A 23,160-nucleotide genomic window follows, 5' to 3' on the forward strand; every position below is an offset into this window, starting at 1 on the left:
CGTGAATTGCAGCTTGTTCTTAATTGAAAATGAGAATCGTAAATAATAACATTGTGCCCCGGTAAATAGCGACGGTCTCATGATGGATACTCCTGACATTCCACGCTCTGCGCATCGCCTGGAGGGGCGGCAGCTTGTCGTTGGCTACGGCGATGCGCCGATCCTGGAACAGGTCGATTTTTCCCTGGAGACCGGCAAGGTGACGGTGTTGTTGGGCCCGAACGGCAGCGGCAAGTCGACCCTGCTGAAAACGCTGGCCCGCTCCATCCAGCCGGATGGCGGCCAGGTGGTGCTCGATGGCCAGGCCATCCATCGCCAGGCCACCCGTTCGGTGGCGCGCCGCCTGGGCCTGCTGCCCCAGAGCCCAACGGCACCCGATGGTCTGACCGTCAGGGAATTGGTCGGCATGGGTCGGTTTCCCTACCAGTCCTTGTGGAAACAGTGGTCCCGTCAGGACGAGGTGGCTGTGGAGGAGGCCATGTCGATTGCCGACGTCGCGCACTTTGCCGACCGTTCGGTTGACGCCTTGTCCGGCGGCCAGCGTCAACGGTGCTGGATCGCGATGGTCCTAGCCCAGGAAACCGACCTGATCCTGCTCGACGAGCCCACAACGTTTCTTGATCTCAAGGTGCAGGTGGAGTTGCTGGAGTTACTGGTGGGCCTGGCACACCGCAAGGGACGTACGTTGTTGATGGTCCTCCACGACCTGAACCTGGCCGCGACTTACGCCGACACGCTGGTCATGCTGAAGGCGGGCCGGATTCACCACCGCGGTGATCCCACGGAGATCTTCACCGCCGCCAATCTGAAGGCCGTCTTTGATCTGGATTGCCGGATTCTCACCGATCCTGATACCGACCGCCCGATCTGCGTGCCGGCTACCGGGATCCGATCCGTCCGGCAACCGCTAACCCGTGTGGAACAGGTGTAAGGATGCAGGACCCTCCCGTGAAACGTTCGGATTTCTGCGCTACGGAGAGTCTCCGGGCGGGTGATCCGTTGGCCGGTACCGGGGCCCACAAGTTCCGTAACCTGCTGATCAGTTGGCCCAGTAGCCAGTGGACCCGGGTCTTCCGAAAAGCGGCGGATATGTCTGAGGCCACGTTGGCGGGCATTGAGGCCATCACCGAAGGCGGACGCCGGGTGAACCTGATCCATCGGGCCTCCCAGCCGCGGGGCCGGCACCGTCTCTACCTGATGCCCGAGTGCCTGCAGTTTGACCTGCCGCCCCATGAGCTTCCGGACTTCCTCGAAGCACTGGCCGCGAATGCGCCCCTTGATCGATGGTCTCCCGGATCCACCCGGCGGCCCCTGATTCTGTGTTGCACGCACGGCCGCAAGGACAAGTGCTGCGCCAAGTTTGGCAATGCCACCTACCGGGCATTGGAGAGCGCTGTCGCCGAGGGCGGCCATGAGGCCGACGTCTGGCAAAGCTCGCACCTCGGCGGCTGCCGCTTGGCGGCCAGCCTCATGACGTTTCCGGCGGGCCGGAAGTATGGGCGCCTGGAGCCCGGCCAGGTTGATGCCTTTCTTCACGCCGTTGCGCTGGATCGACCCTATCTGCCGGCGTATCGCGGCTTCTCCCAGTACAGCCCGGTCCGGCAATGCGCCGAGGTCGCCTGCCTGAAATGGCTGGAAGCGCGGGGCGTCGACGGGTTGGTGGATCTGCAGCGTGAAAAGGTCGATGAGGAGGGCGGCTGCAGTCATTCACGCTGGCACTGGCAGGCCGGCGATCGCGAAGGTTGGCTGGACGTGACCTGCGAAACGTCAAACGTGTTCCGCTACGACACCTGCGCGGATATGACGGGCGAGGCGCCCGCCGCCAGCCGGGTCTGGCGGGCGACGGAGGTGGTGGACGCGGGCGGCAATCAGTTCCCGCTGGCGTACCGGTCCCGCAGGATTCCGACCCGCTTCACGTAGGCCTGGGTTTCGGCGTAGGGCGGAATACCGTCGTAGCGGGTGACGGCACCCGGGCCGGCGTTGTAGGCCGCCGTTGCCAGCCGCACGTCGCCGTTGAATCGCTTGAGCATTTCCGCCAGGTAGTGAACGCCACCGCGAATGTTGTCGGCCGCGGCCAGAGCATTGCCGACACCCAGTTCCTGCGCGGTGGCCGGCATTAGCTGCATCAGGCCCTGGGCGCCGCGCGGCGAGACCGCATCAGGCCGGAAGGCCGACTCAGCGTGAATCACGGCGCGCACCAGCGAGGGATCGACGCCGTAGGTCGTCGCGGCCTGGCGGATTTCCGAGCGATACGGCGAGCGGTACAGCGGCGTGGTGTGCCAGTCGACCGTGGAGTTCGGGTCGCAGGCGTAGCAGTAGAAGTGAATCACATGGACGTCGGCGTTCTCTGGCCGTTCTTCGGTGTAGGCCACCACGCCGTTTTCGTCCTTGTAGCGGTAGACCACCTGATCGCCGGAGGAGGCACGACGGTCATTGCCGCCGCTTTTGACGTTGGTGAACTCCACCGACCCGTCCGGATGGACGATCCGCTTGATACTGTCCGCCCGCAAGGGTGCAGCGATCACAAGCATCAAAGTGGCCAGCGCAGCCAGGATGGTGTAAGTCTCGCGTCTCATTATCCGACGTTCTTGTTGATCCAGCAGGTTTTAGCGAAAGCATTCTGTGTTGTCATGATAGCGCGTTGAGCACACAGGGAAATCCTCCCCTTTGTCGTAGATGTGTTACGTTTTGAATTCAGGCGTCGGTGGACGCCCGGGAAGGACACCCGCATGAACCCGAAAAAGACCGCCCAACCCGTTTTCTGGCGCGATGACCGCATGCCCCATGTGGAGCTGCGTTGTGTCGAGGATGGCCGAATGGTGTGCTATGCGCCGCACTCCCATGCCCAGTGGTCAATGGGCGCGATCACCGGTGGCCAAAGCACCTTCGATTACGCCAACCGCCTGGAGACGATCGCTGAGGGCACCCTGGTGTTCATGAACCCGGAATGGGTGCACGCCTGCAACCCGATTGCCGATCAGCCCTGGGCCTACCTGATGCTCTATGTGGACAAGGACTGGCTGGCCGCGTTGCGCCACGAACTGGGATTGCTGGCGTCGCCGGTCTGGGACGACCTGGACGCATCGACTTCGCGCGATTCGGCCCTGTATGACGGCTATCGGGCCATGGCCGCGTGCCTGCTGCGGCCCGAGGCGACACTGCTGGAGAAACAATCGCGGGTGGTCGATCTGCTGTCTGACGTCATGCTGGCCCTGGCGGAAACTCCGTCCGCCACCGTGGATCGGCCTGTCACACCGCCGGAGCGGCTGCAGGCGGTGGCGGCCTACATCGACGAGCATTGCGCCGACGAGATCACCCTGGAGCAGCTCTGTGAGCGGGCCGGCTGCACGGCCGGTCACCTGATCCGCTCGTTCCGACAGTACTTCGGCCTCACGCCGCACGCCTACCAGATCAACCAGCGCATCCGGCTCGGCCAGGAGGCCCTCAAGGCCGGTCAGCCGATTGCCGACGCGGCCCTGGCGGCCGGTTTTTCCGATCAGCCGCATTTCCAGCGGGTGTTCAAGCGACTGGTCGCCGCGACACCGCGTCAGTATGTCACCACGTCAGTCCAGCATCAGGATCAGGCAGCTGCCCGCAAGTAGTGCCGCCAGGCTGCGATTGATGGCCTGCAGCACCTTCGGTCGGCGTACATGCTGGCGCAGGAAGCGGCCGGCACAGACCCAGCTCCCCAAGGACAGCCAGCAAATCGGCAGGTAGAGGCCGGCGAACAACAGCAGCTCGCCGGTCGCCGAACCGCTGGTGTAGGCGCTGATTCCCGAGGCGGACGCGATCCATGCCTTGGGGTTGAGCCACTGCATGGCGGCGCCGGTCCAGAAGCCAGGCGGGCGCGCCTCATCGGTCTCCGGCAGATGGCCGTTATCCCGCGCCAGTCGATAGCTCAGGTACAGCAGGAAGGCGATGCCGGCCCAGGTCAGTCCTTCACTCAGATCCGGATAACGCAGCAACAGCGAATGCAGACCGGCGCCGACTGCCAGGAACAGCGCGATAAAGCCGAGGGTGGCTCCGGTCACGAAGACCAGGCCGCTGTGCAAGCGATAGCGCATGCCGCTGCTCAGGCAGACAATGTTGACCGGTCCCGGCGATATGGACGCGGCCAGGGCGAAGGCGGACATGGGCAGGATCAGTGACAGGCTCATCGTATTCTCCAGAATAGACGGGCCTGCAGTGTGACCGTCCCGAACGTCCGCGTATTGAACGAAATTGATATGACAGACCGGACACAAGATGGCGGCCACATGACCGTCTGGTCAGGCGAGGCAATAGGCCCTTTAAGCCAGCAGTGTCGATGCGGTAGGGTCGGAGTCAGTAGTGGGCTGTGCCCGCCGCACGGGCATGGCTGTCATGACATTCACGGCCAACGGTTTGCCGAGGAGGCTTTATGGAAAAGACCTGGATTGTCGTCGCGGACAGTGCCCATGCCCGCATCCTCGCCACGACACAGCGCAATAACGTGCCGGCGGAAATCACCAGCCTTGAGCACGAAGACAGTCGCCTGAAGGAACAGGAGCTGGTCACCGACAAACCCGGCCGCACCAATGATCGGATGGGGCAGGCCCAGCACCCGATGGAAGAACCCGATTATCGGGCCCAGGAGCAGAAAACCTTTGCCAGCAATATCGTCGAAACCCTGGAAGAAGGTCGCCAGCAGGGGCGGTTTGATCACCTGGCGCTGGTCGCAGCTCCGGATTTCCTGGGCGTTTTGCGTCAGTCGTTGAGCAAGCCCCTGAGCCGGATGGTCAGCGAGAGCCTGGACAAAAACCTGGTGGACAAGGACGAGGAAACCATCCGCCGGCAGTTGTTCCATTGAATCGAGCAGGCTCGGGGATAATCACCTGATCTATCACTGAATGGCTTGCTGCGTATTCGTCTAAGCCGGGAGCCGACAAGGCTGGCTCCCGGCGCGTTCGTGCGTATAACCTTGTTGCAAGAGGCGGGCGTTACCCAAAAGGAGTAACGGCTATGGACAAGACCGATTGGCGAATACGAGGTTTTGAGTTTATAAACTGCAACTGCGATTTCGGCTGTCCCTGTCAGTTCAACGGGCGGCCCACCGAGGGGGACTGTCAGGCCTTCGGCGCCTTCCACATCGAGGACGGTTACTTTGGCGACACCCGACTGGATGACCTGAACTTCGCGGTCACCTTCAAATGGCCCGGCGCGATCCACGAAGGCAACGGTGACGCCCAGGCCTTTATCGATGAACGCGCCAGCCAGGCCCAGCGAGACGGGTTGATGGCGATTCTCTCGGGCGAGACGTCCGAACCGGGCGCGACCTTCTTCAACGTCTTTGCCAGCACCCTGACCCATATGCACGATCCTGTGTTCTGTCGCATCGATATCGACGGTGACGTCGATGCCCGGAAGGCCACCGTGCGCGTGGGCGACATGATCGAGGCGGAAGGCCAGCCCATCATCAACCCGGTCACCGGCCAGGAGCACCGGGCGCGCATCGACCTACCCAATGGCTTTGAGTATGCGGTGGCCGAAGTGGCCAGCGGACACACTTCGGCCCGGGCGGCGATTCCGTTGGAGCTGGATGCCAGTCACAGTCACTTTTCCCGGCTGGATATTGGGCCTGCCGGCGTGTTCCGTTAAGCGGAGGCGGTCATGAGTACGCTCCGTACGGAGCCGGCGGCGTTATCGCACCGGCTGGATGGCGCCTCGATATGGGTGCTGGTCGCCCTGGGACTCGTGGTCGTCTTGTCCTGGTGGTATCTGGTCGATATGGCGGCGGCAATGGAAGCCGGCATGGCCATGGGCGGGATGATGACCTTTCATCCCTGGACGCCGACCTACATGGTCGTCATGGTGCTGATGTGGTGCATCATGATGTTGGCCATGATGCTGCCCAGTGCCGTCCCCATGATCCTGCTCTACCGGCGCGTGGCCCTGCACAACCGCCTGTCCGCCGTGGGGCGGGGAACACTGTTGTTTTCCAGTGGTTATGCGGTCGTCTGGCTGGGCTTCAGCATGCTGGCGACCAGCCTCCAGTGGCTGCTGGAGCAATGGGCCATCCTGTCGCCGATGATGCGCAGTCAGAGCCTGCTGTTCAGTAGCATCGTGCTGATTATGGCTGGCCTGTACCAGTGGTCACCGTGGAAAAGCGTCTGCCTGGAACATTGCCGGGGGCCAGCCGCTTTCGTCATGCAACACTGGCGGCCCGGGCTGGCCGGGGCCTTTCGCATGGGGCTCTCCCATGGTGCCTACTGTGTCGGCTGTTGCTGGGCGCTGATGGCGTTGCTGTTTGCAGGCGGTGTGATGGACCTGCTGGTGATTGCCGGCCTGACGGTGCTGGTACTGCTCGAGAAACTGTTGCCGGGCGGCGATGCTCTGGCCAAAGGCGTCGGTAGTGTGGCCATCTGTGTTGGCTTCTGGTTACTGATCGGGGTAGTCGTCTAATGCGACGCCCCGGCATTCATGGATAGGGACCGGGCGACCGGTTCCGGCCGCCCATCTTCTCTCTAAGGGCTACTTCAGCCCAAAGCCCCGTTCGTGCAGAAAACCCTGCATGTGGGGCCTCAGTTTGGATGTGAACAGCGGTTTGAGCTGCTCCGACCAGGTGGTGTCCTTGGTGCCGCCGGTGCGGTTGCGGTAGTAGCCCCGCATGGTTTCGTCGAAGCCGGCCACCAGGTCCTCGTCGCCAGCGTCCTGGTAGGTGTCTTCCTTGAGGATGGACGCCAGGGGCAGGCGCGGTTTGACCTCCGGGTCCTGATCCGGATACCCCAGACACATGCCGAACACCGGATACACGTGTTCCGGCAGTTCCAGCAGCTCGCTCACCTCAGCCGGGTTGTTGCGGATGCCGCCGATGTAGCACAGGCCCAGCCCGGCTGATTCTGCGGCGATGGCAATGTTTTGCGCCATCAGCGCCGTGTCGATGCTCGCCACCAGCAACTGCTCCGTCATTCCACTGATGACATCGGCTCCGGCGCGCGCGGCGGCTTCCGTGGGGCGCTTCATATCCGCGCAGAACACCAGGAAATCGGAACTGTCGTGGACATAGGCCTGGCCGCCCGCCAGCTCGGCCAGCTTGGCACGTTTTTCGGGGTTCACCACGTGAATGATGGTGTAGGCCTGAACATGGTTGGAGGTGGCGGCACTCTGGCCGGCCCGGATACAGGCCTCAAACAGGTCGCGCGGAATGCGCTCGCCGGTGAACTTGCGGATTGAACGGTGGGATTGCAGGAGTTCAATGGTTGGATTCATGGGACCTCTGGGTATTGGGCGTTCATCAAAAGCCGGCCGGGGTAACGGGATTCAATGGTGTTCGTGTTGATTCAGGCAAAGTCGGAACTGAAGTAATGCCCGGACCGGCCGATAGGAAACTAAACGGTTTTACCATGGATGGTGGCGCTGGTTACAAAAATCAAATGCAAATCTTTTGAATTGAATTGTTAAATCGATCACAACTCTGTTGACCTGAATCCGGCGGTGCTCTGTACTGAGCCACCGATTAAGTCCCTGGAAAACGGCCGGGTGGCTGCTGGCCCACGGATTTTTTCAGAGTCGACCCAAAACAAAAACGGAGAATACCGGTGAAGCTCAGTCTGTCGTGGCGCCAGAAATTCCTGGCCCTGATTGTTGTTACCCCCCTTGGTTTTTTGGCGGTTGGCGCGGCCATCTACTGGGGCATTACGTCTGTTTCTTCTTCCTACCGAACCACTTACGACCTGGTCAGCTACCAGAACCAGTCCAGCGAGTTGCTGAGCGACTGGAATGGCATTGAAAAGGATCTGGCGTCTTTCAAGGAGGGTGGGCAAGCTGCGGCCAAACAGAAGCTGGAGGCGTTCAAAGCCGATGCCGAGGCGCTCAGGCGCCGTGCCGAAGCCCTGGGTGACGACGACATCGCCAGCTCCGCCGACGAGATTGCCAGCGCCGCGGGTCACTACGTGGCGCAGCGACAGGACTGGATTACCGACGTGTCCGCCTTGGGCCTGAACGACCAGTCCGGTATGCGCAAGGCATTGTCGGATGCTTTCCAGGGCCTGAAAGACCTGCAGCTCAGCCTGTTCGACGAAAGCGTTGCTGAGGTGTCGCGGACCCAGAAGGGCTTTTTCGCCGACCGGGATATGTCCTTTGCCAAGCCGGCGGAGCATGCGGTCAAAGGGCTGGAGTTGATGGTCAAGCAGTACGACTGGCAGGAAGGGGTCGTTGGGGAGACCGTTGCCAAGTATCGCGCGGCGTTCGACAAGGCCGCTGCAAAAATGAAAGACATCTCGGCCACCGATACCGCCGCTGTGGCCGCGGGCAACCAGTTGCAGAAGGCGATTCGTGCCCAGGACGAGGCGCTCCAGAATGGCCCGATTGCCGCGGCGATTGAACAGGCCTCCTCTGCGGAATCGTCCGCCAAGATGGTCAGTCTGGGTGCGCTGGTGATCTTCGCGCCGATTCTGGTGCTGATCCTGTTTATCATTTCCCGCACCCTGGTCAATCGGCTGCAGGGCGTGATGGAAATGCTGCAGCGGGTGTCGGACGGCGACCTGACCCGCAAGCTCGACGTCGGCCGTAACGACAAGGACGAATTCAACAGGCTGGCCACCGCCACCAACCAGATGATCGACAACATCAACCGGTTGATGCGGGACTCCATCGAGAGCACCAACAACCTGATCGAAGTGCGCGGCGAGCTGGACAAGAGCATGGAGCGCCTCGCGAGGAACAGCGAGGCGGTGGAATCCCAGACCGTTCAGGCCGCCACCGCAAGCCAGCAGATTTCCGTGACGCTGACCGACGTGGCCGAGCGTACTTCACAGGTGGGCGTGTCCACCCAGAAAGCCAACGAATCCGCCCAGTCCGGCGCGCGCGTGGTGGACGAGAGCGTCAACGCCATGCAGCGCCTGTCCAACCTGATCCAGGACACCCACAGCGGCGTGCAGAGCCTGAACCAGTCCTGCACCAAGGTCACCGGCATCATCGACGTGATCAATGGGCTGGCGGAACAAACCAACCTGCTGGCCCTGAACGCCGCCATCGAAGCGGCCCGGGCCGGTGAAGCCGGTCGCGGCTTCTCGGTGGTGGCTGACGAAGTCCGCACCCTGGCCAGCAAGACGGTGGACGCGACCGACAACATCACCCGCATCATCGACGAGCTCAACAAGCAGACCGCCAACATGGACTCGCTCACCCAGCACGGCCTCAAGCTGGCCCGGGAAAGCGAGGAGAGCGCCGGTCAGATTGCCGGTGCCATGGGCACGGTCACGGAGTCGATCCAGACGCTGAATGCGGAAATGGATCAGGTGGTGGTCGCCGTGGAGGAAATCTCCACCACCACCGACGACATCGCCCAGAAGATGGAAGAGATTCGCCAGCAAAGCAGCGAAACCCAGGCCATTGGCAGCGAACTGGGCACCCAGAACCAGCGCCTGTCGGAATACGCCGACCGGCTGTCCTCGAGCACCCGCCGCTTTACCGTCTGAGGCGAACCGGACCGGCGGGCCTGAAAGCCCGGTCGGTCCGGCCATCCCGCCAGAACCTGTCCTGAATCAAGGCGCACTTTTCCGTCTTCTGTCAGTCTGAATATCAGATCGCTCTTTTATTCGTGACGGCAGGAGAACACATCGATGGATATGAAACGACACGGCCTGGCCATTGGCATCGATCGGGTGGGGGACCAGTTTTTCCTGTCCTTCAAGGCCCAGGGAAAGCTGACCCACGAGGATTATCAGACCATCACGCCCATGATCGATTCGGCCCTGGCGGCGGTGGAGAAACCCCACGTCAAAGCCCTGTTCGACGCCACCGAACTGGAAGGCTGGGAGTTGCGCGCGGCCTGGGACGACTTCAACCTGGGCCTGAAACATGGCAACCAGTTCGACAAGATTGCGGTGTTTGGCGACAAGCGCTGGCGGGATCACCTGGCCAAGATCGCCGCCTGGTTCATTTCCGGGGATCTGAAATTCTTTCACACCGAAGAAGAGGCTATTGCCTGGCTGAACGAATAAGCCGGGTCAACTTGGCGTCTTCGGAAGCCTTTACCCCTGTAGGTCGGCGTGTTGGAATGGATCGGGCAGGGCAGCGTTTATGCCCGATCCTGATCGTCCCGAATACGGGAGACCGTTTTCATGACCAACCTGCTGATTATCCTGGCGGTGCTGTTTGGCGCGCTGTTCGTTCTGGTGCCGCTGGTGGAGAAGTACGCGCCGCGCAGTGACGGGCGCGATTTCAGCCGCATCAGGCGGTGGATCTTCCCGCTGATGGCGCTGCTCATCGTCGCTCAGATGCTGCGGTACTACTTCGGTTGAGACTGACCTGGCGCCGTGCCGGCCGCTTCCATCGATGCAGACGGGCTGTCCGCATCCGTCTCCTCATGCTGCTGGTGCCAGAGCCGACTGTAGAGCCCGCCGGCCCGGATCAGTGACGCGTGATTCCCCGTTTCGACAATCTCCCCCTGATCCATCACCAGGATCGTGTCCGCATCGCGGATGGTCGACAGGCGATGGGCGATCACCAGCGTGGTGCGACTGCGGCTGACCTCATCCAGGGCGCCGAGAATCGCCTGTTCCGAGAGCGAATCCAGTGACGACGTGGCTTCGTCAAGGATCAGCAGCGGCGGATCCTTCAGGATCACCCGGGCAATGGCCACCCGCTGCTTCTCGCCGCCGGACAGCTTGAGGCCCCGTTCGCCGACCCGGGTGTCGTAACCGTCCGGCAGGCTCTCGATGAACCGGTCCAGGTGCGCCAGCCGGGCCGCGCGGTAGACGTCGTCCCGATCGGCGCCGGGGCGGCCGTAGGCGAGATTGCTGTAGAGCGTGTCGTTGAACAGCACCGTGTCCTGCGGCACCACGCCGATCGCCCGGCGCAGGCTGTCCTGGGTGACGTGGCGAATGTCCTGGCCGTCAATCGTGATGGCGCCGCTGTCCACATCGAAAAAGCGGAACAGCAGGCGAGCCAGGGTTGACTTGCCGGCACCGCTGGCGCCCACCACCGCGACGCGGTGGCCCGCGGGAATCGTGAAATCGATGTCCCGCAGAATCGGCCGGTCCGGTCGATAGGCGAAGCCCACGTGTTCGAAGCGAACCTCCGCGCCATCGGGCGCCAGCGGGTGGGCATCCGGTGCGTCGGTCACCGTCGGCGCCTGCTCCAGCAGACCGAACAGACGCTCCACGTTGACCAGGGCCTGACGAATCTCCCGATACACAAAACCCAGGGCGTTGAGGGGAATAAACAGCTGGATCAGGTAGGCGTTGACCATGGTGAAATCCCCCAGGGTCATGGCGCCGCTGGCCACATCGCCGACCGCCATTCCCATAATCACGATCAGCGCCACACCGATAATCAGCGCCTGTCCGGCGTTAAGTGTGGCCAGGGATAACCGGTTCTTGAGCCGGGCCTGTTCCCAGGCTTCCAGATCCTCGTCGTAGGTCTGTGCCTCGAAGGTCTCGTTGTTGAAGTACTTGACCGTTTCGTAGTTGAGCAGGCTGTCGATGGCACGGGCGTTGGAGGCGTTGTCCCGGGCATTGGATTCCCGTACGAAGCCGGTGCGCCACTCGGTCACCTTGATGGAAAACACCACGTAGACCACCACGGCGATGATAATGGCGACCACGTAAGCCGGTCGGAACGCCACCAGCAGGATGCCCGCCACCATCACAATCTCCAGGATGGTCGGCACGATGTTGAACAGGGTGAAGCGCAGCAGGAAGCTGATACCGCTGCTGCCCCGTTCCATGTCCCGGGCCAGGCCGCCGGTCTTGCGGTCCAGGTGGAAAGCCAGCTCCCGCGCGTGCAGGTGCTCGAACACCTTGAGGGATACCCGGCGCATGGCCCGTTCCGCCACCCGGGCAAACACCGCATCGCGCACCTCGTTGAACAGGGTGCCACCGAAGCGCAGCAGGCCGTAGCCAATCACCAGCACCACCGGAATCCACAGCACCGTGTTGCCGGAGCGGCTGGCATCCAGGTAATCGACGATGTACTTCAGCGCGATTGGCGTGGCCACCGTCGCCAGCTTGGCGATCACCAGGCAGCCGGCGGCCAGGATTACACGGCCCCGGAACTCCATCAGGTAGGGCCAGAGACTGGCGATCACGCGCCAGTCGGGCTTGTGGTTCGCGGGGTAGTCGTTATCGGAATAGGTGCGCAAAAGAGCGAGATCCTGTGATCGGGCGTGGTCGTGTGGTCAAGCGTGTCCCGTCAGGATACGGCATCAACGGGCAAACAGTTCGCTGTCGATGTCCCGGAAACCCTTGAACTCCAGCGCGTTACCGCTGGGATCGGAAAAGAACAGCGTGCCCTGTTCGCCGGGTTGGCCCTGGAATCGGACGTAGGGCTCGATGATGAAACGGTCGATCACCTGACGCGTCTGTTCCGCAAAGCGCTCCCAGTCCTCGAACGTAAGCACCACACCGAAATGCGGTACCGGCACGCCGTGGCCGTCGACGGGATTGGCGATCGCCTGCACGCTGCCGTTCCTACCCAAGGCCGGATTCAGATGCGTTACCACCTGATGGCCAAAGACATTGAAATCGATCCAGTGGTCCGAGCTGCGGCCTTCCGGGAAGCCGAGTTTCTCGCCGTAGAACTCACGGGCCTCGTCGATATCCCGGACCTGGATGGCCAGGTGGAACGGCGTTGGTGGCATGGGGATCTCCCTGAAAGCATGGACGGAGCTTTCAGGTTAGGACTGCGGCGGGGGCTTGGCAATGGGCGATGGGTTGATAGCGGGCCAAAGGGAAGGGCCGCAGGTTGAACACCGGGGCGCGCGATGCGCCCCGGTGTTGGACGGTTTCGATCAGCTCTCTTCCGGTGCCGGGCGATGCTGCATGGCATCGATCCAGATCGGGTTGGAGAAGGCTTTCTTGCCGTCGGCGTCCTCGACCACGACCGCGTAGAACGTATCCTCGTCCACGGTAATGTCGAACTCGGCGCGACCCTGTGTCGGGCTGTCGTTGAACGTCTGTTCCTCCACGACCTGGCCGCCCTGGCCAATCAGTTGTATGGATTTCAGACCGTTGGCCGCTTCCAGGTCAAACCCGAGCGTGGTGGATTCGCCCTGCTTGAAGGTGAGGTCATCGCCGAACGCCTGATCCGGGTAGATCAGCGGGCCAAAGCTCACGAACGCGTGGCCGTCTCGCAGGGCCGCCACAAAGTTCTGGGCGTCCACCGCACCCGGCACTTGGGCGTAAGCCCGGACGGCACCGGAACGATGCTGCCAGACATCGTGCACGTCGGACCCGGCGCTCAGGTAAATCCGCTCGCCGTGGCTCCAGTGATCCCAGGCCTTGTGCAGCGTCTTCTCGTATTCGCCCTCGATGTTGATTTCCATCAGGTCAAACCGGGGGAAGTAACCGCCCGTGGCCGTGCCGTTTTCCACGTTGGTGTAGTAACCGTACTTGATGTACGGGTGGTTCATCTGGATGGCCTCGGCGCCCAGGGCTTCCCGCTGGCCCACGATGTCCTGGATGGAGGCGGTGCCGGAGTTGATGCGGTAGTCGGCGTCCGGATCAATGGGGTAGGGGTTGAAGTGGCCCCAGGAGGCTGAGATCTCGATGGACGGGATAAATGGCACGTCGCGGCTGGCCGCCAGTTTCGCGGCTTCGTGCAGGTTGCGCGTGGTGTCGTGATCCAGCAACAGCATCAGGTCCAGCCCCGCCGACAGCTCAGAGCGGATGACGTATTCCGGCGGTGTAAAGCCGTCCAGCACGTCGGAGTGGTGGTGCATGTCCGCCGAATAGAAGTGACGGGCATTCGGTGCGGTTTTCTGGGTGACCGTGACGGCCCGTTCGGTCGTCTCGCCCGATTCAACGTGGACCTTCACGTCCGTCGGTTGGCTGAGGAAGTTCTCGCCATACGCCACTTCGAAGACATAGTCCCCCGGCGCAATCGGGAGTTCTCGCTGACCCACCTGCTTGAGATCGGTGAAGTAGGTTTCCTTGCCGAGGAAGCCAACCAGTGGTTTCTGGCCTTCCTTGATCTTCAGGAGCGCGTCCCGCGGCTCGCCGGTCTGGGCATCCGTGACGTTGAAGTGGACCGTGCCGGGCGCTTTGACGTCGTCGAAGTTGACGGTCTGTTCGCCGTCCGCCGTGACCATCACCGTCACCGGCGCGCTGTCCGCGTAGCTGCGGGCGGTGGCGTAGAGTTGGTATTCGCCGGTGGGCAGTTGCAGGTTGTAGTGGCCTTCGTGGCCCATCGCCCAGGTGTAGGGCTTGCCGTTTTTCTCAACCACGACGACGGGATCGGCCACCGTGTCGCCATCGGCAGTTTCCACATCGCCGGAGACCTGGCCGGCCGCAACCCCCTTGCGCTGGATCGCTGACTCGACCGCCCGCGCGATGCTGCCGTCCGGCAGGACTTGAACCCAGCCTTCGAAGGTCCGGGATTCGCCGGGCGCGAGATCATGCTTCTGATACAGGTCGCGGGCGTCGTAGTCGATGTAGTTCATGTAGGGGGCATGGAGGATGAAGCCCCAGTCCTCGTCGTAGGCGGCGGACCAGTCGGCGAACGCCGCGTCCGTGGGGCCTTCCTCGGTGCCGTGCATGCCCGCCGGTCCGAACAGGTGACCGCCGTCCGGCCACATGACATAGCCGGAGAGAATGTCGTCGTAAGTCTTGTCGCTGTCGTTGACCATCTCGGTCACGACGTGGATCTGATCGGCGCCGGCTTCGAGGGTGTAGGTGGTGGTCAGTTCCACGCCTTCCCAGTCCCGCTGGACCTTGACGATGCCGCGCTCCGGGCCGTCTTCCACGATGGAGAAATCCTGATGCGTGGTGGGCCAGCTGGACCAGTTGTTGGGGATAAAATCGATCAGCGAGACCTTGTCGCGCGCCGGCTGGCCGTCGTGAACCGGTGCGGCGTCGATAATACCGCCGGGCGCCACGCCCCAAGGCGGTGCCGAGTCGACGGCAATGGAGGCGACCAGATGGTCGTTACGCAGTTGGATGTCTTGCGCGGCTTTGGCGTCACCGTTCCTGAGCGGCGTCGGTCCGCGCTTGACCGAGACATCGGCCAGGGCGTGCCCCGTGGTCAGGGCAAGGCCCAGAGTCAGGGCCGTGGTCTTGATTGCATTAGGCATGGAATCTCCTTCTAGCCAGTCTGAAAGCGTCTTTTAGAGAGCGTCTTATCCTTTTGTAGGAGTCGGGATCGGAAGCAGGGTACGGGGCATTGAACGGGTGTTCAATGTTGACAGGTGCAAAATTGAATGATTGTTCAATGCGCCTTTTTCAGAGGCAATGGCCAGAAGTGCAACCCGTATCCCGTTCACCGTACTCGCATAATTGCGCATACCACGGGGTGCTTAGCTTGCTTACAATGGCCCTTTATTTTGCCTGAGGCTCCCTAAGGACCCGCCATGTCGCCACGTTTACGATCCATCCTCGCCTACCTGGCTTTGTTGGCTGCGGTCCTGGCATTCCTGCCCGGCGCCACCTATGTCGGCGCGGTGGCCGTGGCCATCGTCGTCATCCTGGGTTGGGGGGAGATGCGTCGGGTGCCGCAGGGCGTTTTCCTGGTGGCGTGTACCGGACTGGTCTATGCGCTGGTGGCGGATCAAGCGTTGGTGGGAGACGCGATCGCCAACGTCACGCGGCTGGCGGGCCTGATTCTGGCGGTCATGCTGTTGTCCACGGTGCTGGGGCGCTCCCGCGACCTGCAGCGGATTTCCGTCAGTCTGTTCGACGGCCGGCCAACGGGCCGCTATCTCAGTCTGGCGTTCGGCACCGCCCTGGTGTCGATCCCGTTGAACTTTGGATCGGTCGCCGTGGTGGGCAGCCTGGTGGGCGAGCGGATTCGTGGCGATGGCGATTCCCCGGCCACCCGCAACGCGACCCGGGCCGTATTGCGGGGCTTCGGCACATCGCCGGCGTTCTCACCGCTGTCGATTTCCGTGGTGCTCACACTGACACTGTTGCCGGGGCTGAAAAGCGCCTCCCTGATGGCCGTGGCCATTCCCTTTGCGGTGGTGATGATTTTCCTGGGGCTGATCTGGCGCGAACCGGAACCGGCCAGCCAGCCGCTCAGCCGCAACCAACCCGCCGGCGCCGGCAGCTGGCTGCGATTTGGTGGGCTGATCCTGGGCATTTGCGCGGGCGTTTTCGGGCTCAGTCACGGACTGGGCGTCAGCTACGCCCACGCGGTGACCCTGAGCTGTCTGGCCGTCGTGTTGGGCGCTCGGGTGCAGGCCTGGCTGCGCGATGAACACCCGCCGATCGCCCAGATGGACCGGGTCAGCAACGAGCTGGCCATCGTCGGTGGTTCGGCGTTTATCGGCGCCATCATCAGCGGTGTGGTGCTGGGACACATTCACGGCAGTGCCCAACTGCCGGACTGGGGCTGGCCGGTGCTGGCGGCCTGTGTGCCCTGGATCTATTTCGTAGCGGGCCTGATGGGCGTCAACCCGATCGTGATCGGGACGCTCACCGGCGGCATCCTCGGCTCGATCTGGCCGCACGAAGCGTTGCTGGGGCTGGCGGTCGCCATGGTCACCGGCTGGTCCATCACGGCCTTCGGAACGCCGTTCGCGGCCAACGCCCTGATCATGGAGCGCCTGACCGGCTACCGCGCCAACGACGCCTCGTTGAAGTGGAGTCTCGAAGTCTCCTGCGTTGGGCTGACGCTGGGCAGCCTGCTGGGCGTCGGTCTTATCCTGGCGCTGCTGTAAGGCGGCGTCCGGGCTTTCCCTGTTCGTTCTCTCTCTCGATTTCCCTCCGGTCCGGGCGACAAGTCGCCTGCGTCACCTTGTAATCTGCGTTCAGTGCCATAAGGTCTTGAATAAGAGCTAAGCTGATGACAGTCATCCACTTTTGCTGAGGATCCTCACAAAGGAGATTGCAATGGCCGGAGCGAGTGAGAGTTACCATGAACCCATGGAGATGCTGTCCGAGAAGACCAAGGACATGCATCGGGCCCTGGTGTCGGTCCAGGAAGAGCTGGAAGCCGTCGACTGGTACCAGCAGCGGGCCGACGCCAGCGGCGACGAGGAGCTGAAAGGCCTGCTGCTGCACAACATGCGGGAAGAGATCGAGCACGCCTGCATGGTGCTGGAATGGCTGCGCCGCAACAGCCCGGATTTTGCCAAGCAGATGGACATCTACCTCTACACCGACAAGCCCATCCTGGACGCGGAAGAAGGGGAGTCGGACCTGGCGGAAACCCCGGTCGCTAACGGGGATCGCCAGGCACTCAGCAATTTCACGATTGGCAAAATGAAGGGGGAGTCTAAAGCATGAACTACCTCAACCGGGACAACGCCTCATTCTCCAAGGAGATTTGGGAACAGATCGACAGCACCGCCGTCACCGCCGCGCGGGAAATCCTCACCGGCCGACGCTTCCTGGAAGTGGACGGCCCTTACGGCGTCGGACTGACCGCCATCGAAGTCGGCGAGGAAGGCTATTGCCGTCAGCCCGCGCCGGATGAAGCCGGTGCCGTGCTGAGCCGCTCCGTCGCCATCCCCATGCTTCGCAAGAGCTTCGGCCTCAGCGTGCGTCGCATCCAGGGTTACGAGGCGATGGGCCAGCCGCTGGACCTGCGCTCGGTGGAAGACGCCGCCGAAGCCGTCGCCCGGCGCGAGGAAGAGTTCATCTACTACGGCCAGCCGGACTTCGGTCTGGAAGGCCTGATGACCGCCAAAGGCCGCAACGAGGTGAAGTCCGCTGACTGGACGAAGGTGGAGCAGGCGCTCAACGACGTGCTGTCGGCCGTCGACGAGCTGGACAAGAAAGGTTTTCATGGGCCTTATGCTTTGGCGCTGCCTCCGAGCTGGTACAACCAGCTGTTCCGCCGCTACGAAGGCAGCGACATGCTTCAGCTGGAGCACCTCAAGCGGCTGTGCGAACTGGGTGTGTTCAAGGCGGAAATCGAAGGGGCCGTGTTGGTGGATGCCCGGGTCGGGCGCATCATTATCGGCCAGGACCTGATGACCGGCTACTCGTCCAACGACGGCATCCACCACCAGATGTTCACCAGCGAAAGCCTGGTGCTGCGCGTGGAGGAGCCGGGCGCCATCTGCACGCTGGTCCGGAAGAAGTAAACCGCCATGGCCAGCCCGTCCGACATCCGCCGGGCCCGGCAGCTCGCCCAGGCCACGCTGGACGATCTGGACAGCCTGGACGCTTTCCGCCGGAACAGCGGGGATGCGGGATTGCAGTCGATGCTGTCCCGCATCCACCAACGCCGCTGGGCGCAATCGTCCCGGTTGCTGGAATGGGCGGGGCGCCAGATGGGTGGCGTGGTGCCCGAGATCCCGACCGATCACGACGAGGTCGAGTCCGGCACGACTGAAACTCCACAGGTGGAAAACCCGGCCCGTCCGACCGTGAGCGACATCGTGACTGTGACCGACGATCTGGTGCGCTTCACCGTGCCGCGCCCGGCGGGCTTCCGCTTCGAACCCGGTCAGTCTGTGAAAGTAGGCGTTGGCGACGTGCGGCGCAGCTTCTCCATCGTCTCCGCGCCCCACGAATCCCAACTGGAATTCTTCGTGGAGCTGGTCCCGGGCGGGCGAATGTCCGAACAGATGCGGAACCTGAAAGTCGGCCAGCCCGTCGACCTGGGCCAACCCAAGGGCGGACTACGCTTCGACAGCCGCTTCGCCAATCACCTCATGATTTCGACCGTCACGGGCATCAACCCCTTCATCAGCATCCTGCGGAATGCGTTCCAGCAGACCGATCCCGGACACCGCTTCCACGTCTTGCAGGGCGCCAGCTATCAGGACGAATTCGGCTACGACGACGAACTGACCCAACTGGCCACTGGCCACCCGGATCGGGTGTGCTACCTGGCTACCGTCAGTCGGCCGGATGAGGTGCGCAATGCCGGGTGGTCAGGCTGCACTGGCCGGGTGGATACGCTGGTGGAAGATTATATTCGGGAGGCTGGACTGCAGCCGGAGGACACGCTGGTCTATCTGTGTGGCCACTCCGGGATGATTGATTCGTTGACGCCGCGTTGTCGGGGGATGGGGTTTGAGGTGCGTACTGAGAGTTATGACTAGGTATTTGCGCGACAAGAATAGCGTTCTCGCATCATGAGAGGCGTTTCATGCAATTTGGAGGACGTGGATAGCTATTACACGACGGCTTAAATGCTAGTCCATGCTGCCACCAGGAACAGTAACGTGCCGGGGAGAGCCATTACAGTCGGTACGGCATAATGACTCAGAGCCCCCTGAGGCATATCCTCCTGACAGATATAGGAAATGCCTGCCGCAATCCATGCCGGTGGAGTGCCAATAGCCAATCCAATCGAAACGACGCCAAAACTCAGTGCTGCCGAAAAGGCACCACCATTGCCGCTATCAGGGTTAACGGTTAAACCGATAATGGCCAACGTGATGGTGCCGACGAAGACAACCAATGCCGACGCCAAACAGAACCTGTAGACACCTACCACGCACAGCTCTCCAGTTAGCGCATTTTGTGTTGGGTGCGAACGTATTTTCTCAACGTCTTAAACGGCTCTCCTGGAAACCAAAAGCCAGCCGCTTATGCCTGAAAGCATAATGACTAAAGCCGACCAAATAACCAAGAAAGCATGTGGAGTGGCAAGCAGACTACCAATTAGCACGGTGGTGGCGATGAGTGCATTCAGACACAAAAGCACCCACTGATACCTCGCCTGCTGTAAACGAACCGAAATAGTCAGCAGCCCGCCGCAGAGAAGCATGACGATGCCCAAAATGAGAGCAGGGATGTTTCCTGATGCTGCGATGATGACCGGCACAGCCACACCGACCATGAGGGCACCGCAAAGAGCTATTGGAATCTTTGGACTCACTACATCTTCCTTGGGAAATATGTTTAATGCCTGCAGTCACGCCCCTGTCGCGTGAATTGCATTGCCATGCCACCTGAATCAGGGTTGTACAAATCGTTGGTACTAGCAAGTTGGCCATCATGCCAAAGAACACCAGGATCACTCTAGGCCAGCATTTTGATGCGTCCATTGCAGAACAGCTCAAGAATGGCCGATACACTTCATCCAGCGAAGTCGTTCGTGTAGAACTGCGTCTGCTTGAAGAGTCCGAAACCCGCCTGACGACGCTGCGCAATCGGCTCAAAGAAGGCGAGGAGTGTGGTTTTGAAGACTACTACTATGACTCGTTTATTTGCGAACTGGATAGCGAAGGGCGTTGATGTTGAACTTCATGTTGATCAGGAAGGCCAAAGAAGAGGTCAAAACGATTGGACGGTACATGGAGCGTGAATGTGAGAGGGATCAGCGGAGCCAGTACATATTCTTATTCGACCAGTGCTTCCACTTGCTGGATGAATAGGTCGGTTTACTATTTTCCGTAGGACGGTATTCTGAATACCCATATATTGAAATTTTTAAACTTTTCCAACCACGTCCAATCAGGACATCCAACGAAACCGTGCAATCTTCAGTCTTAAGGTCGCCAGCCAACGATTGGCTTACTACTAAAATAAATCGGTCCTGGTTTTCTGTCCGGTTTTACCCAGGCCTCAATCCGTTCAAAAGGAAATCGGTTGGATTACTTGCCATGCGAAGAATATCGGTCGTATTTGCGATCGCCGCGCTAAATGCCGGTCCACTATTGGCGGATCAGAGTCGGGAAATCTATCTCGGTAACCAGCACAGCGCCGGCCAGTATGCTTATCATGGGGAAGCCCCAAGCGAGGTAGAGATCTCCATGTACGGGCGGCAGTCCCCAGCACCTTGTGAAGGCCCTCACGCCCAACAGGCGGTGGAGGTGGGGTTGTCTTCTCACTGGAAGTGGGTGGTGAGGCTCCAAACAAATGGAGCCGCGGACAAGTCCACCCGTCGTGCATTCGATGACGCATGGCAGGCATTGCGTTATCTGGTCGAAGATCTGAACTGTAAGGATCCGCTCATTGGCTATCGCTACGGCAACAGCATTCACATGAAGCGAGATTATGAAAGGTCAGCCGTTGAGCTCGGAAAGGTCGTTGCGGGCATTGAGGCGCACTATCCTCAGATGTTGCCGATCGCTCAAAGCCAGTACGCCGAAGCCCTGGGGGTAACGGGGCATCTGGATGAGGCCATTAAGCAGCATCGTCAGGTGCTTAAACGGATCCCCGATAGTGTGTCCGCAGCGCTCAACCTTGCAAACAGACTTTCCCAGAGGCTTGACCCAGGAGATGCTGAAGAAGCGAGGGAGCTGTTAGACAAGGTTCGCTCTCTCGGGGTATCTGATTACGGCCAGAACGTAATCGATGAAATAGAGAACCGGTTGGGGCGCTAGGATGGCGGACAGCAAAGAGGCGGGTCTTGCCTCTTGCCTGAACCCAGAGACAAAGAGTATCAGTTGAGGCAAAAACAAGACTTGGCCCCGTGCTCATGCGATTTTTGTTTGTTATGCCATAAACTTGCGACCAACATACCGTTCCATAAATAAGTTAAGTGACTTACCTAATTTAGATTTATCTAGTTTCAAGTTATACAAGTCAAAGTCACATAAGACCTCGTCCAAAAGCGGCGGATGAATTTGGATGAGGCGCTCATATTCGATCCCTGATTCGGCCCACAGAGATCCAAGAGAGCCGGCAGCTTCTTCCCGCATATAATCAGGTTCAGAGTCATCCATGAGAATTTGGAAGAGTGCATCTTTTGGAGCCTGCCCAACGCAATACATAAGGCTATCAGCTGCAGCAACACGAGTATTGGCGTCTTCAGATCTATCCAGAAGATAACGAATACACTTTTTACAGTCTTCCGTGCTCAACTCTTCAGTCATAGAATATAAATCCGTCTCGGTTTTCGGATACCTCCCCTTGATCATTTCCGGCATCGGTTGTCTCCTGCTTGGGAGTTATCGATGCCTGTCCACTCGACTGGGGGAAGTCCAGCGTCAACTTGATAGCTTTGTTATAACATTTACAATACACGTTTAATTTTACCTTCGCCTTTTTGCCAGCTAAACTTTTCACATACGATGCTTAGCATAGCACCGCCTTCAATTTCGATATGCGCCACTGGGTTTAGAAAGTCCTCATTGTATGATTGCCAGCCATCCTCTTTATAAAGTTTTGCTACTTTCGATATGTCTTCGACGATCGTAACAGTGACCTCGCCTACGAAAATTGCATCTTCTTCATCGGCCGGCTTTCTATAATTTAAGCGCGAATAATCTTTGCAAAAGAATGTAACAATTCCATCAAAGGCAGCTGGGTAAAACTCCAGTTTTATCTCACCTTTGATTCCATCTACGGACAACGTTAAGTCAGCATTATTGAGCAAGGTTTCGCAGATTTCATTCAGGGGCATCAGGCTGACCTAAGTTATAACGCCAAAAGCAGCGGCCGAGCGAAGCGAGGTCCAGCCCCGCAGGGGCGATGCTGCCTTTTCTTGTTATGCATTGACTCCGATGAAGTGCTTTACACCTGGGAAGACTGCTAGCGCTTCTGACTGATCAACACCAGGCTCCTTGGAGAGGACCATATCTCTAACCTCTTCTGTTAGTTCACACCCGAACACCAAAGAAGAAGAATGATCTTGAGTGGGAACGACGGGCTGACCTAGAAGCTCCTGAGCCGCCTCATTGACTGTCTTGGCCTTGAGGACCTTCGCCTCATTAAACCAATCCGAAACAATAAATTCCTTTTCCATAACAGATACCATTAACCTCTCCTTATTTCTGACGCATAACGTCCGCAGCATGCGCGGCTTTGGAATGGAGGCGAAGCCGTAATGCAAAAGCCGTCGCCGTGCCTGCCTTTGTTAGGCATTAAAACCAAGTCTCACTTTGGCTTCTTGCTCATACTTTGACCGCATCCTGACGCTAGGCCAGATAATGCCCATAATCTCTTGTAAGGTGTAACGGGCCTTTTTTTCTTCACCTGCCAGAAACGCTTCGTAGGAAATCACAAGCATCTCATCAAGGATTCGCATTTTTTCTTCAGATCTAATCCTACTTTTTACGACGATTAACCCTTTACGTAACACTAAGTAAGCGGTTTCCAGAGTTAATTGATCCTTCGGAGACAAATAGTCTTCCTTGAGATCATCAGGTGCCCCCAGAAGTACCTTGCTAAGAAAACCTCGGTAATCTCGGGATGTTTTGATGATTTCTCCGTAGTCCATCATTTTTTGCCTAACGAGGCTGTAGAAAAACCCATTTCCGAGTCGTTCCCCACAGCCTTTTCCGTTGTTTTCTTGTTCACCCGCCGTTGGCGGATCCATTGCTCTTTTGACCGGCGATAACCAATTAGCCTTAGTGCT

Annotated in this window: 28 protein-coding genes; 16 read left to right on the top strand and 12 right to left on the bottom strand. The window is 60.0% G+C overall.

Features of this window, described 5'->3' with window-relative positions:
• Positions 1–79: 79 nt before the first annotated feature.
• Positions 80–931, top strand: a complete 852-nt coding sequence (locus J3364_RS15050) for an ABC transporter ATP-binding protein (RefSeq protein WP_502882519.1) — start codon at positions 80–82, stop codon at positions 929–931.
• A gap of 17 nt (positions 932–948) precedes the next feature.
• The gene (locus J3364_RS15055) at positions 949–1,920 is read left to right on the top strand and encodes a ferredoxin family protein (RefSeq protein WP_349559127.1); all 972 of its coding nucleotides are present in this window, start codon (positions 949–951) and stop codon (positions 1,918–1,920) included.
• Here J3364_RS15055 and J3364_RS15060 read toward each other — a convergent pair.
• Positions 1,869–2,576 carry a lytic transglycosylase domain-containing protein gene (locus J3364_RS15060; protein WP_349559128.1) on the bottom strand — a complete coding sequence of 236 codons (708 nt, stop codon included), beginning with the start codon at positions 2,574–2,576 and terminating at the stop codon, positions 1,869–1,871. The genes J3364_RS15055 and J3364_RS15060 overlap by 52 nt on opposite strands.
• A gap of 153 nt (positions 2,577–2,729) precedes the next feature.
• On the opposite strand from J3364_RS15060, the gene J3364_RS15065 reads away from it, so the two are divergent.
• Entirely contained in the window at positions 2,730–3,602 is an 873-nt protein-coding gene (locus tag J3364_RS15065) for a helix-turn-helix domain-containing protein (RefSeq protein WP_349559129.1), read from the top strand.
• Here the strand turns inward: J3364_RS15065 and J3364_RS15070 are convergent.
• A complete protein-coding gene (locus tag J3364_RS15070) occupies positions 3,564–4,151 on the bottom strand; it encodes a LysE family translocator (RefSeq protein ID WP_349559158.1) in 588 nt (195 codons plus the stop codon). The two genes, J3364_RS15065 and J3364_RS15070, sit on opposite strands and share 39 nt — an antisense overlap.
• Before the next feature lie 248 nt (positions 4,152–4,399).
• Here J3364_RS15070 and J3364_RS15075 point away from each other — a divergent pair, with 248 nt between their 5' ends.
• The 3 genes from J3364_RS15075 to J3364_RS15085 all read left to right on the top strand — a co-directional run bounded on the left by J3364_RS15075 (position 4,400) and on the right by J3364_RS15085 (position 6,420).
• Entirely contained in the window at positions 4,400–4,828 is a 429-nt protein-coding gene (locus tag J3364_RS15075; protein WP_349559130.1) for a host attachment protein, read from the top strand.
• A gap of 152 nt (positions 4,829–4,980) precedes the next feature.
• A complete protein-coding gene (locus J3364_RS15080; RefSeq protein WP_349559131.1) occupies positions 4,981–5,616 on the top strand; it encodes a DUF1326 domain-containing protein in 636 nt (211 codons plus the stop codon).
• 12 nt (positions 5,617–5,628) lie between these two features.
• Positions 5,629–6,420, top strand: a complete 792-nt coding sequence (locus tag J3364_RS15085) for a DUF2182 domain-containing protein (protein ID WP_349559132.1) — start codon at positions 5,629–5,631, stop codon at positions 6,418–6,420.
• Between the two features lie 69 nt (positions 6,421–6,489).
• On the opposite strand, the gene nfsA is transcribed toward J3364_RS15085, so the two are convergent.
• Positions 6,490–7,227, bottom strand: coding sequence for an oxygen-insensitive NADPH nitroreductase (gene nfsA / locus J3364_RS15090; RefSeq protein WP_349559133.1), 738 nt, complete (start codon positions 7,225–7,227; stop codon positions 6,490–6,492).
• On the opposite strand from nfsA, the gene J3364_RS15095 reads away from it, so the two are divergent.
• From J3364_RS15095 to J3364_RS15110, 4 genes are all read left to right on the top strand, one after another.
• Entirely contained in the window at positions 7,218–7,406 is a 189-nt protein-coding gene (locus J3364_RS15095) for a hypothetical protein (protein ID WP_349559134.1), read from the top strand. The two genes, nfsA and J3364_RS15095, sit on opposite strands and share 10 nt — an antisense overlap.
• Positions 7,407–7,556: 150 nt before the next feature.
• The gene (locus tag J3364_RS15100) at positions 7,557–9,437 is read left to right on the top strand and encodes a methyl-accepting chemotaxis protein (RefSeq protein WP_349559135.1); all 1,881 of its coding nucleotides are present in this window, start codon (positions 7,557–7,559) and stop codon (positions 9,435–9,437) included.
• A 144-nt stretch (positions 9,438–9,581) separates the two neighbouring features.
• Positions 9,582–9,962 (top strand): SpoIIAA family protein, encoded by a 381-nt coding sequence (locus J3364_RS15105; protein ID WP_123635658.1) that lies wholly within the window; start codon positions 9,582–9,584, stop codon positions 9,960–9,962.
• Between the two features lie 120 nt (positions 9,963–10,082).
• A complete protein-coding gene (locus tag J3364_RS15110) occupies positions 10,083–10,262 on the top strand; it encodes a hypothetical protein (protein ID WP_123635657.1) in 180 nt (59 codons plus the stop codon).
• On the opposite strand, the gene J3364_RS15115 is transcribed toward J3364_RS15110, so the two are convergent.
• The 3 genes from J3364_RS15115 to J3364_RS15125 all read right to left on the bottom strand — a co-directional run bounded on the left by J3364_RS15115 (position 10,250) and on the right by J3364_RS15125 (position 15,031).
• The gene (locus tag J3364_RS15115; protein ID WP_349559136.1) at positions 10,250–12,103 is read right to left on the bottom strand and encodes an ABCB family ABC transporter ATP-binding protein/permease; all 1,854 of its coding nucleotides are present in this window, start codon (positions 12,101–12,103) and stop codon (positions 10,250–10,252) included. The two genes, J3364_RS15110 and J3364_RS15115, sit on opposite strands and share 13 nt — an antisense overlap.
• A gap of 63 nt (positions 12,104–12,166) precedes the next feature.
• Positions 12,167–12,601: a VOC family protein gene (locus tag J3364_RS15120; protein WP_349559137.1), complete on the bottom strand. Its 435-nt coding sequence runs from the start codon at positions 12,599–12,601 to the stop codon at positions 12,167–12,169.
• 150 nt (positions 12,602–12,751) lie between these two features.
• Positions 12,752–15,031, bottom strand: coding sequence for a CehA/McbA family metallohydrolase (locus J3364_RS15125; RefSeq protein ID WP_349559138.1), 2,280 nt, complete (start codon positions 15,029–15,031; stop codon positions 12,752–12,754).
• A 276-nt stretch (positions 15,032–15,307) separates the two neighbouring features.
• On the opposite strand from J3364_RS15125, the gene J3364_RS15130 reads away from it, so the two are divergent.
• From J3364_RS15130 to J3364_RS15145, 4 genes are all read left to right on the top strand, one after another.
• Complete coding sequence (locus J3364_RS15130) at positions 15,308–16,615, top strand: hypothetical protein (RefSeq protein WP_349559139.1); 1,308 nt, start codon at positions 15,308–15,310, stop codon at positions 16,613–16,615.
• A 172-nt stretch (positions 16,616–16,787) separates the two neighbouring features.
• Positions 16,788–17,183 carry an encapsulin-associated ferritin-like protein gene (locus J3364_RS15135; protein WP_349559140.1) on the top strand — a complete coding sequence of 132 codons (396 nt, stop codon included), beginning with the start codon at positions 16,788–16,790 and terminating at the stop codon, positions 17,181–17,183.
• A complete protein-coding gene (locus tag J3364_RS15140; protein WP_349559141.1) occupies positions 17,180–17,986 on the top strand; it encodes a family 1 encapsulin nanocompartment shell protein in 807 nt (268 codons plus the stop codon). Before J3364_RS15135 ends, J3364_RS15140 begins: the two co-directional genes overlap by 4 nt.
• 6 nt (positions 17,987–17,992) lie before the next feature.
• Positions 17,993–18,952: an FAD-binding oxidoreductase gene (locus tag J3364_RS15145; protein WP_349559142.1), complete on the top strand. Its 960-nt coding sequence runs from the start codon at positions 17,993–17,995 to the stop codon at positions 18,950–18,952.
• Between the two features lie 86 nt (positions 18,953–19,038).
• On the opposite strand, the gene J3364_RS15150 is transcribed toward J3364_RS15145, so the two are convergent.
• Both J3364_RS15150 and J3364_RS15155 read right to left on the bottom strand, forming a co-directional pair.
• Positions 19,039–19,350, bottom strand: coding sequence for a hypothetical protein (locus tag J3364_RS15150; RefSeq protein WP_349559143.1), 312 nt, complete (start codon positions 19,348–19,350; stop codon positions 19,039–19,041).
• A 57-nt stretch (positions 19,351–19,407) separates the two neighbouring features.
• Positions 19,408–19,734, bottom strand: a complete 327-nt coding sequence (locus J3364_RS15155; RefSeq protein ID WP_349559144.1) for a hypothetical protein — start codon at positions 19,732–19,734, stop codon at positions 19,408–19,410.
• Positions 19,735–19,853: 119 nt separating this feature from the next.
• Here J3364_RS15155 and J3364_RS15160 point away from each other — a divergent pair, with 119 nt between their 5' ends.
• On the top strand, positions 19,854–20,093 hold the full coding sequence (locus J3364_RS15160) for a type II toxin-antitoxin system ParD family antitoxin (protein ID WP_349559145.1): 240 nt from the start codon (positions 19,854–19,856) through the stop codon (positions 20,091–20,093).
• Positions 20,094–20,461: 368 nt separating this feature from the next.
• Positions 20,462–21,184 carry a hypothetical protein gene (locus J3364_RS15165; protein ID WP_349559146.1) on the top strand — a complete coding sequence of 241 codons (723 nt, stop codon included), beginning with the start codon at positions 20,462–20,464 and terminating at the stop codon, positions 21,182–21,184.
• A gap of 111 nt (positions 21,185–21,295) precedes the next feature.
• On the opposite strand, the gene J3364_RS15170 is transcribed toward J3364_RS15165, so the two are convergent.
• From J3364_RS15170 to J3364_RS15185, 4 genes are all read right to left on the bottom strand, one after another.
• Complete coding sequence (locus tag J3364_RS15170; RefSeq protein ID WP_349559147.1) at positions 21,296–21,730, bottom strand: HEAT repeat domain-containing protein; 435 nt, start codon at positions 21,728–21,730, stop codon at positions 21,296–21,298.
• Positions 21,731–21,816: 86 nt separating this feature from the next.
• Positions 21,817–22,206, bottom strand: coding sequence for a hypothetical protein (locus J3364_RS15175; RefSeq protein ID WP_349559148.1), 390 nt, complete (start codon positions 22,204–22,206; stop codon positions 21,817–21,819).
• Positions 22,207–22,290: 84 nt separating this feature from the next.
• On the bottom strand, positions 22,291–22,560 hold the full coding sequence (locus tag J3364_RS15180) for a hypothetical protein (protein WP_349559149.1): 270 nt from the start codon (positions 22,558–22,560) through the stop codon (positions 22,291–22,293).
• Between the two features lie 99 nt (positions 22,561–22,659).
• A partial coding sequence (locus tag J3364_RS15185) for a hypothetical protein (RefSeq protein ID WP_349559150.1) occupies positions 22,660–23,160 on the bottom strand: 501 nt, incomplete at its 5' end.

It is taken from the genome of Marinobacter sp. NFXS9 (assembly GCF_040148665.1).
Taxonomy (GTDB): Bacteria; Pseudomonadota; Gammaproteobacteria; order Pseudomonadales; family Oleiphilaceae; genus Marinobacter_A; species Marinobacter_A mangrovi.

What these genes read in the sequence shown, in the direction of transcription:
- J3364_RS15050 (WP_502882519.1), top strand. Translation starts at nt 80, where the DNA reads ATGATGGATACTCCTGACATTCCACGCTCTGCGCATCGCCTGGAGGGG.
- J3364_RS15060 (WP_349559128.1), bottom strand. Translation starts at nt 2,576, where the DNA reads ATGAGACGCGAGACTTACACCATCCTGGCTGCGCTGGCCACTTTGATG.
- J3364_RS15065 (WP_349559129.1), top strand. Translation starts at nt 2,730, where the DNA reads ATGAACCCGAAAAAGACCGCCCAACCCGTTTTCTGGCGCGATGACCGC.
- J3364_RS15075 (WP_349559130.1), top strand. Translation starts at nt 4,400, where the DNA reads ATGGAAAAGACCTGGATTGTCGTCGCGGACAGTGCCCATGCCCGCATC.
- J3364_RS15080 (WP_349559131.1), top strand. Translation starts at nt 4,981, where the DNA reads ATGGACAAGACCGATTGGCGAATACGAGGTTTTGAGTTTATAAACTGC.
- J3364_RS15085 (WP_349559132.1), top strand. Translation starts at nt 5,629, where the DNA reads ATGAGTACGCTCCGTACGGAGCCGGCGGCGTTATCGCACCGGCTGGAT.
- nfsA (WP_349559133.1), bottom strand. Translation starts at nt 7,227, where the DNA reads ATGAATCCAACCATTGAACTCCTGCAATCCCACCGTTCAATCCGCAAG.
- J3364_RS15105 (WP_123635658.1), top strand. Translation starts at nt 9,582, where the DNA reads ATGGATATGAAACGACACGGCCTGGCCATTGGCATCGATCGGGTGGGG.
- J3364_RS15110 (WP_123635657.1), top strand. Translation starts at nt 10,083, where the DNA reads ATGACCAACCTGCTGATTATCCTGGCGGTGCTGTTTGGCGCGCTGTTC.
- J3364_RS15120 (WP_349559137.1), bottom strand. Translation starts at nt 12,601, where the DNA reads ATGCCACCAACGCCGTTCCACCTGGCCATCCAGGTCCGGGATATCGAC.
- J3364_RS15125 (WP_349559138.1), bottom strand. Translation starts at nt 15,031, where the DNA reads ATGCCTAATGCAATCAAGACCACGGCCCTGACTCTGGGCCTTGCCCTG.
- J3364_RS15130 (WP_349559139.1), top strand. Translation starts at nt 15,308, where the DNA reads ATGTCGCCACGTTTACGATCCATCCTCGCCTACCTGGCTTTGTTGGCT.
- J3364_RS15135 (WP_349559140.1), top strand. Translation starts at nt 16,788, where the DNA reads ATGGCCGGAGCGAGTGAGAGTTACCATGAACCCATGGAGATGCTGTCC.
- J3364_RS15140 (WP_349559141.1), top strand. Translation starts at nt 17,180, where the DNA reads ATGAACTACCTCAACCGGGACAACGCCTCATTCTCCAAGGAGATTTGG.
- J3364_RS15145 (WP_349559142.1), top strand. Translation starts at nt 17,993, where the DNA reads ATGGCCAGCCCGTCCGACATCCGCCGGGCCCGGCAGCTCGCCCAGGCC.
- J3364_RS15160 (WP_349559145.1), top strand. Translation starts at nt 19,854, where the DNA reads ATGCCAAAGAACACCAGGATCACTCTAGGCCAGCATTTTGATGCGTCC.
- J3364_RS15165 (WP_349559146.1), top strand. Translation starts at nt 20,462, where the DNA reads ATGCGAAGAATATCGGTCGTATTTGCGATCGCCGCGCTAAATGCCGGT.
- J3364_RS15170 (WP_349559147.1), bottom strand. Translation starts at nt 21,730, where the DNA reads ATGCCGGAAATGATCAAGGGGAGGTATCCGAAAACCGAGACGGATTTA.
- J3364_RS15175 (WP_349559148.1), bottom strand. Translation starts at nt 22,206, where the DNA reads ATGCCCCTGAATGAAATCTGCGAAACCTTGCTCAATAATGCTGACTTA.
- J3364_RS15180 (WP_349559149.1), bottom strand. Translation starts at nt 22,560, where the DNA reads ATGGTATCTGTTATGGAAAAGGAATTTATTGTTTCGGATTGGTTTAAT.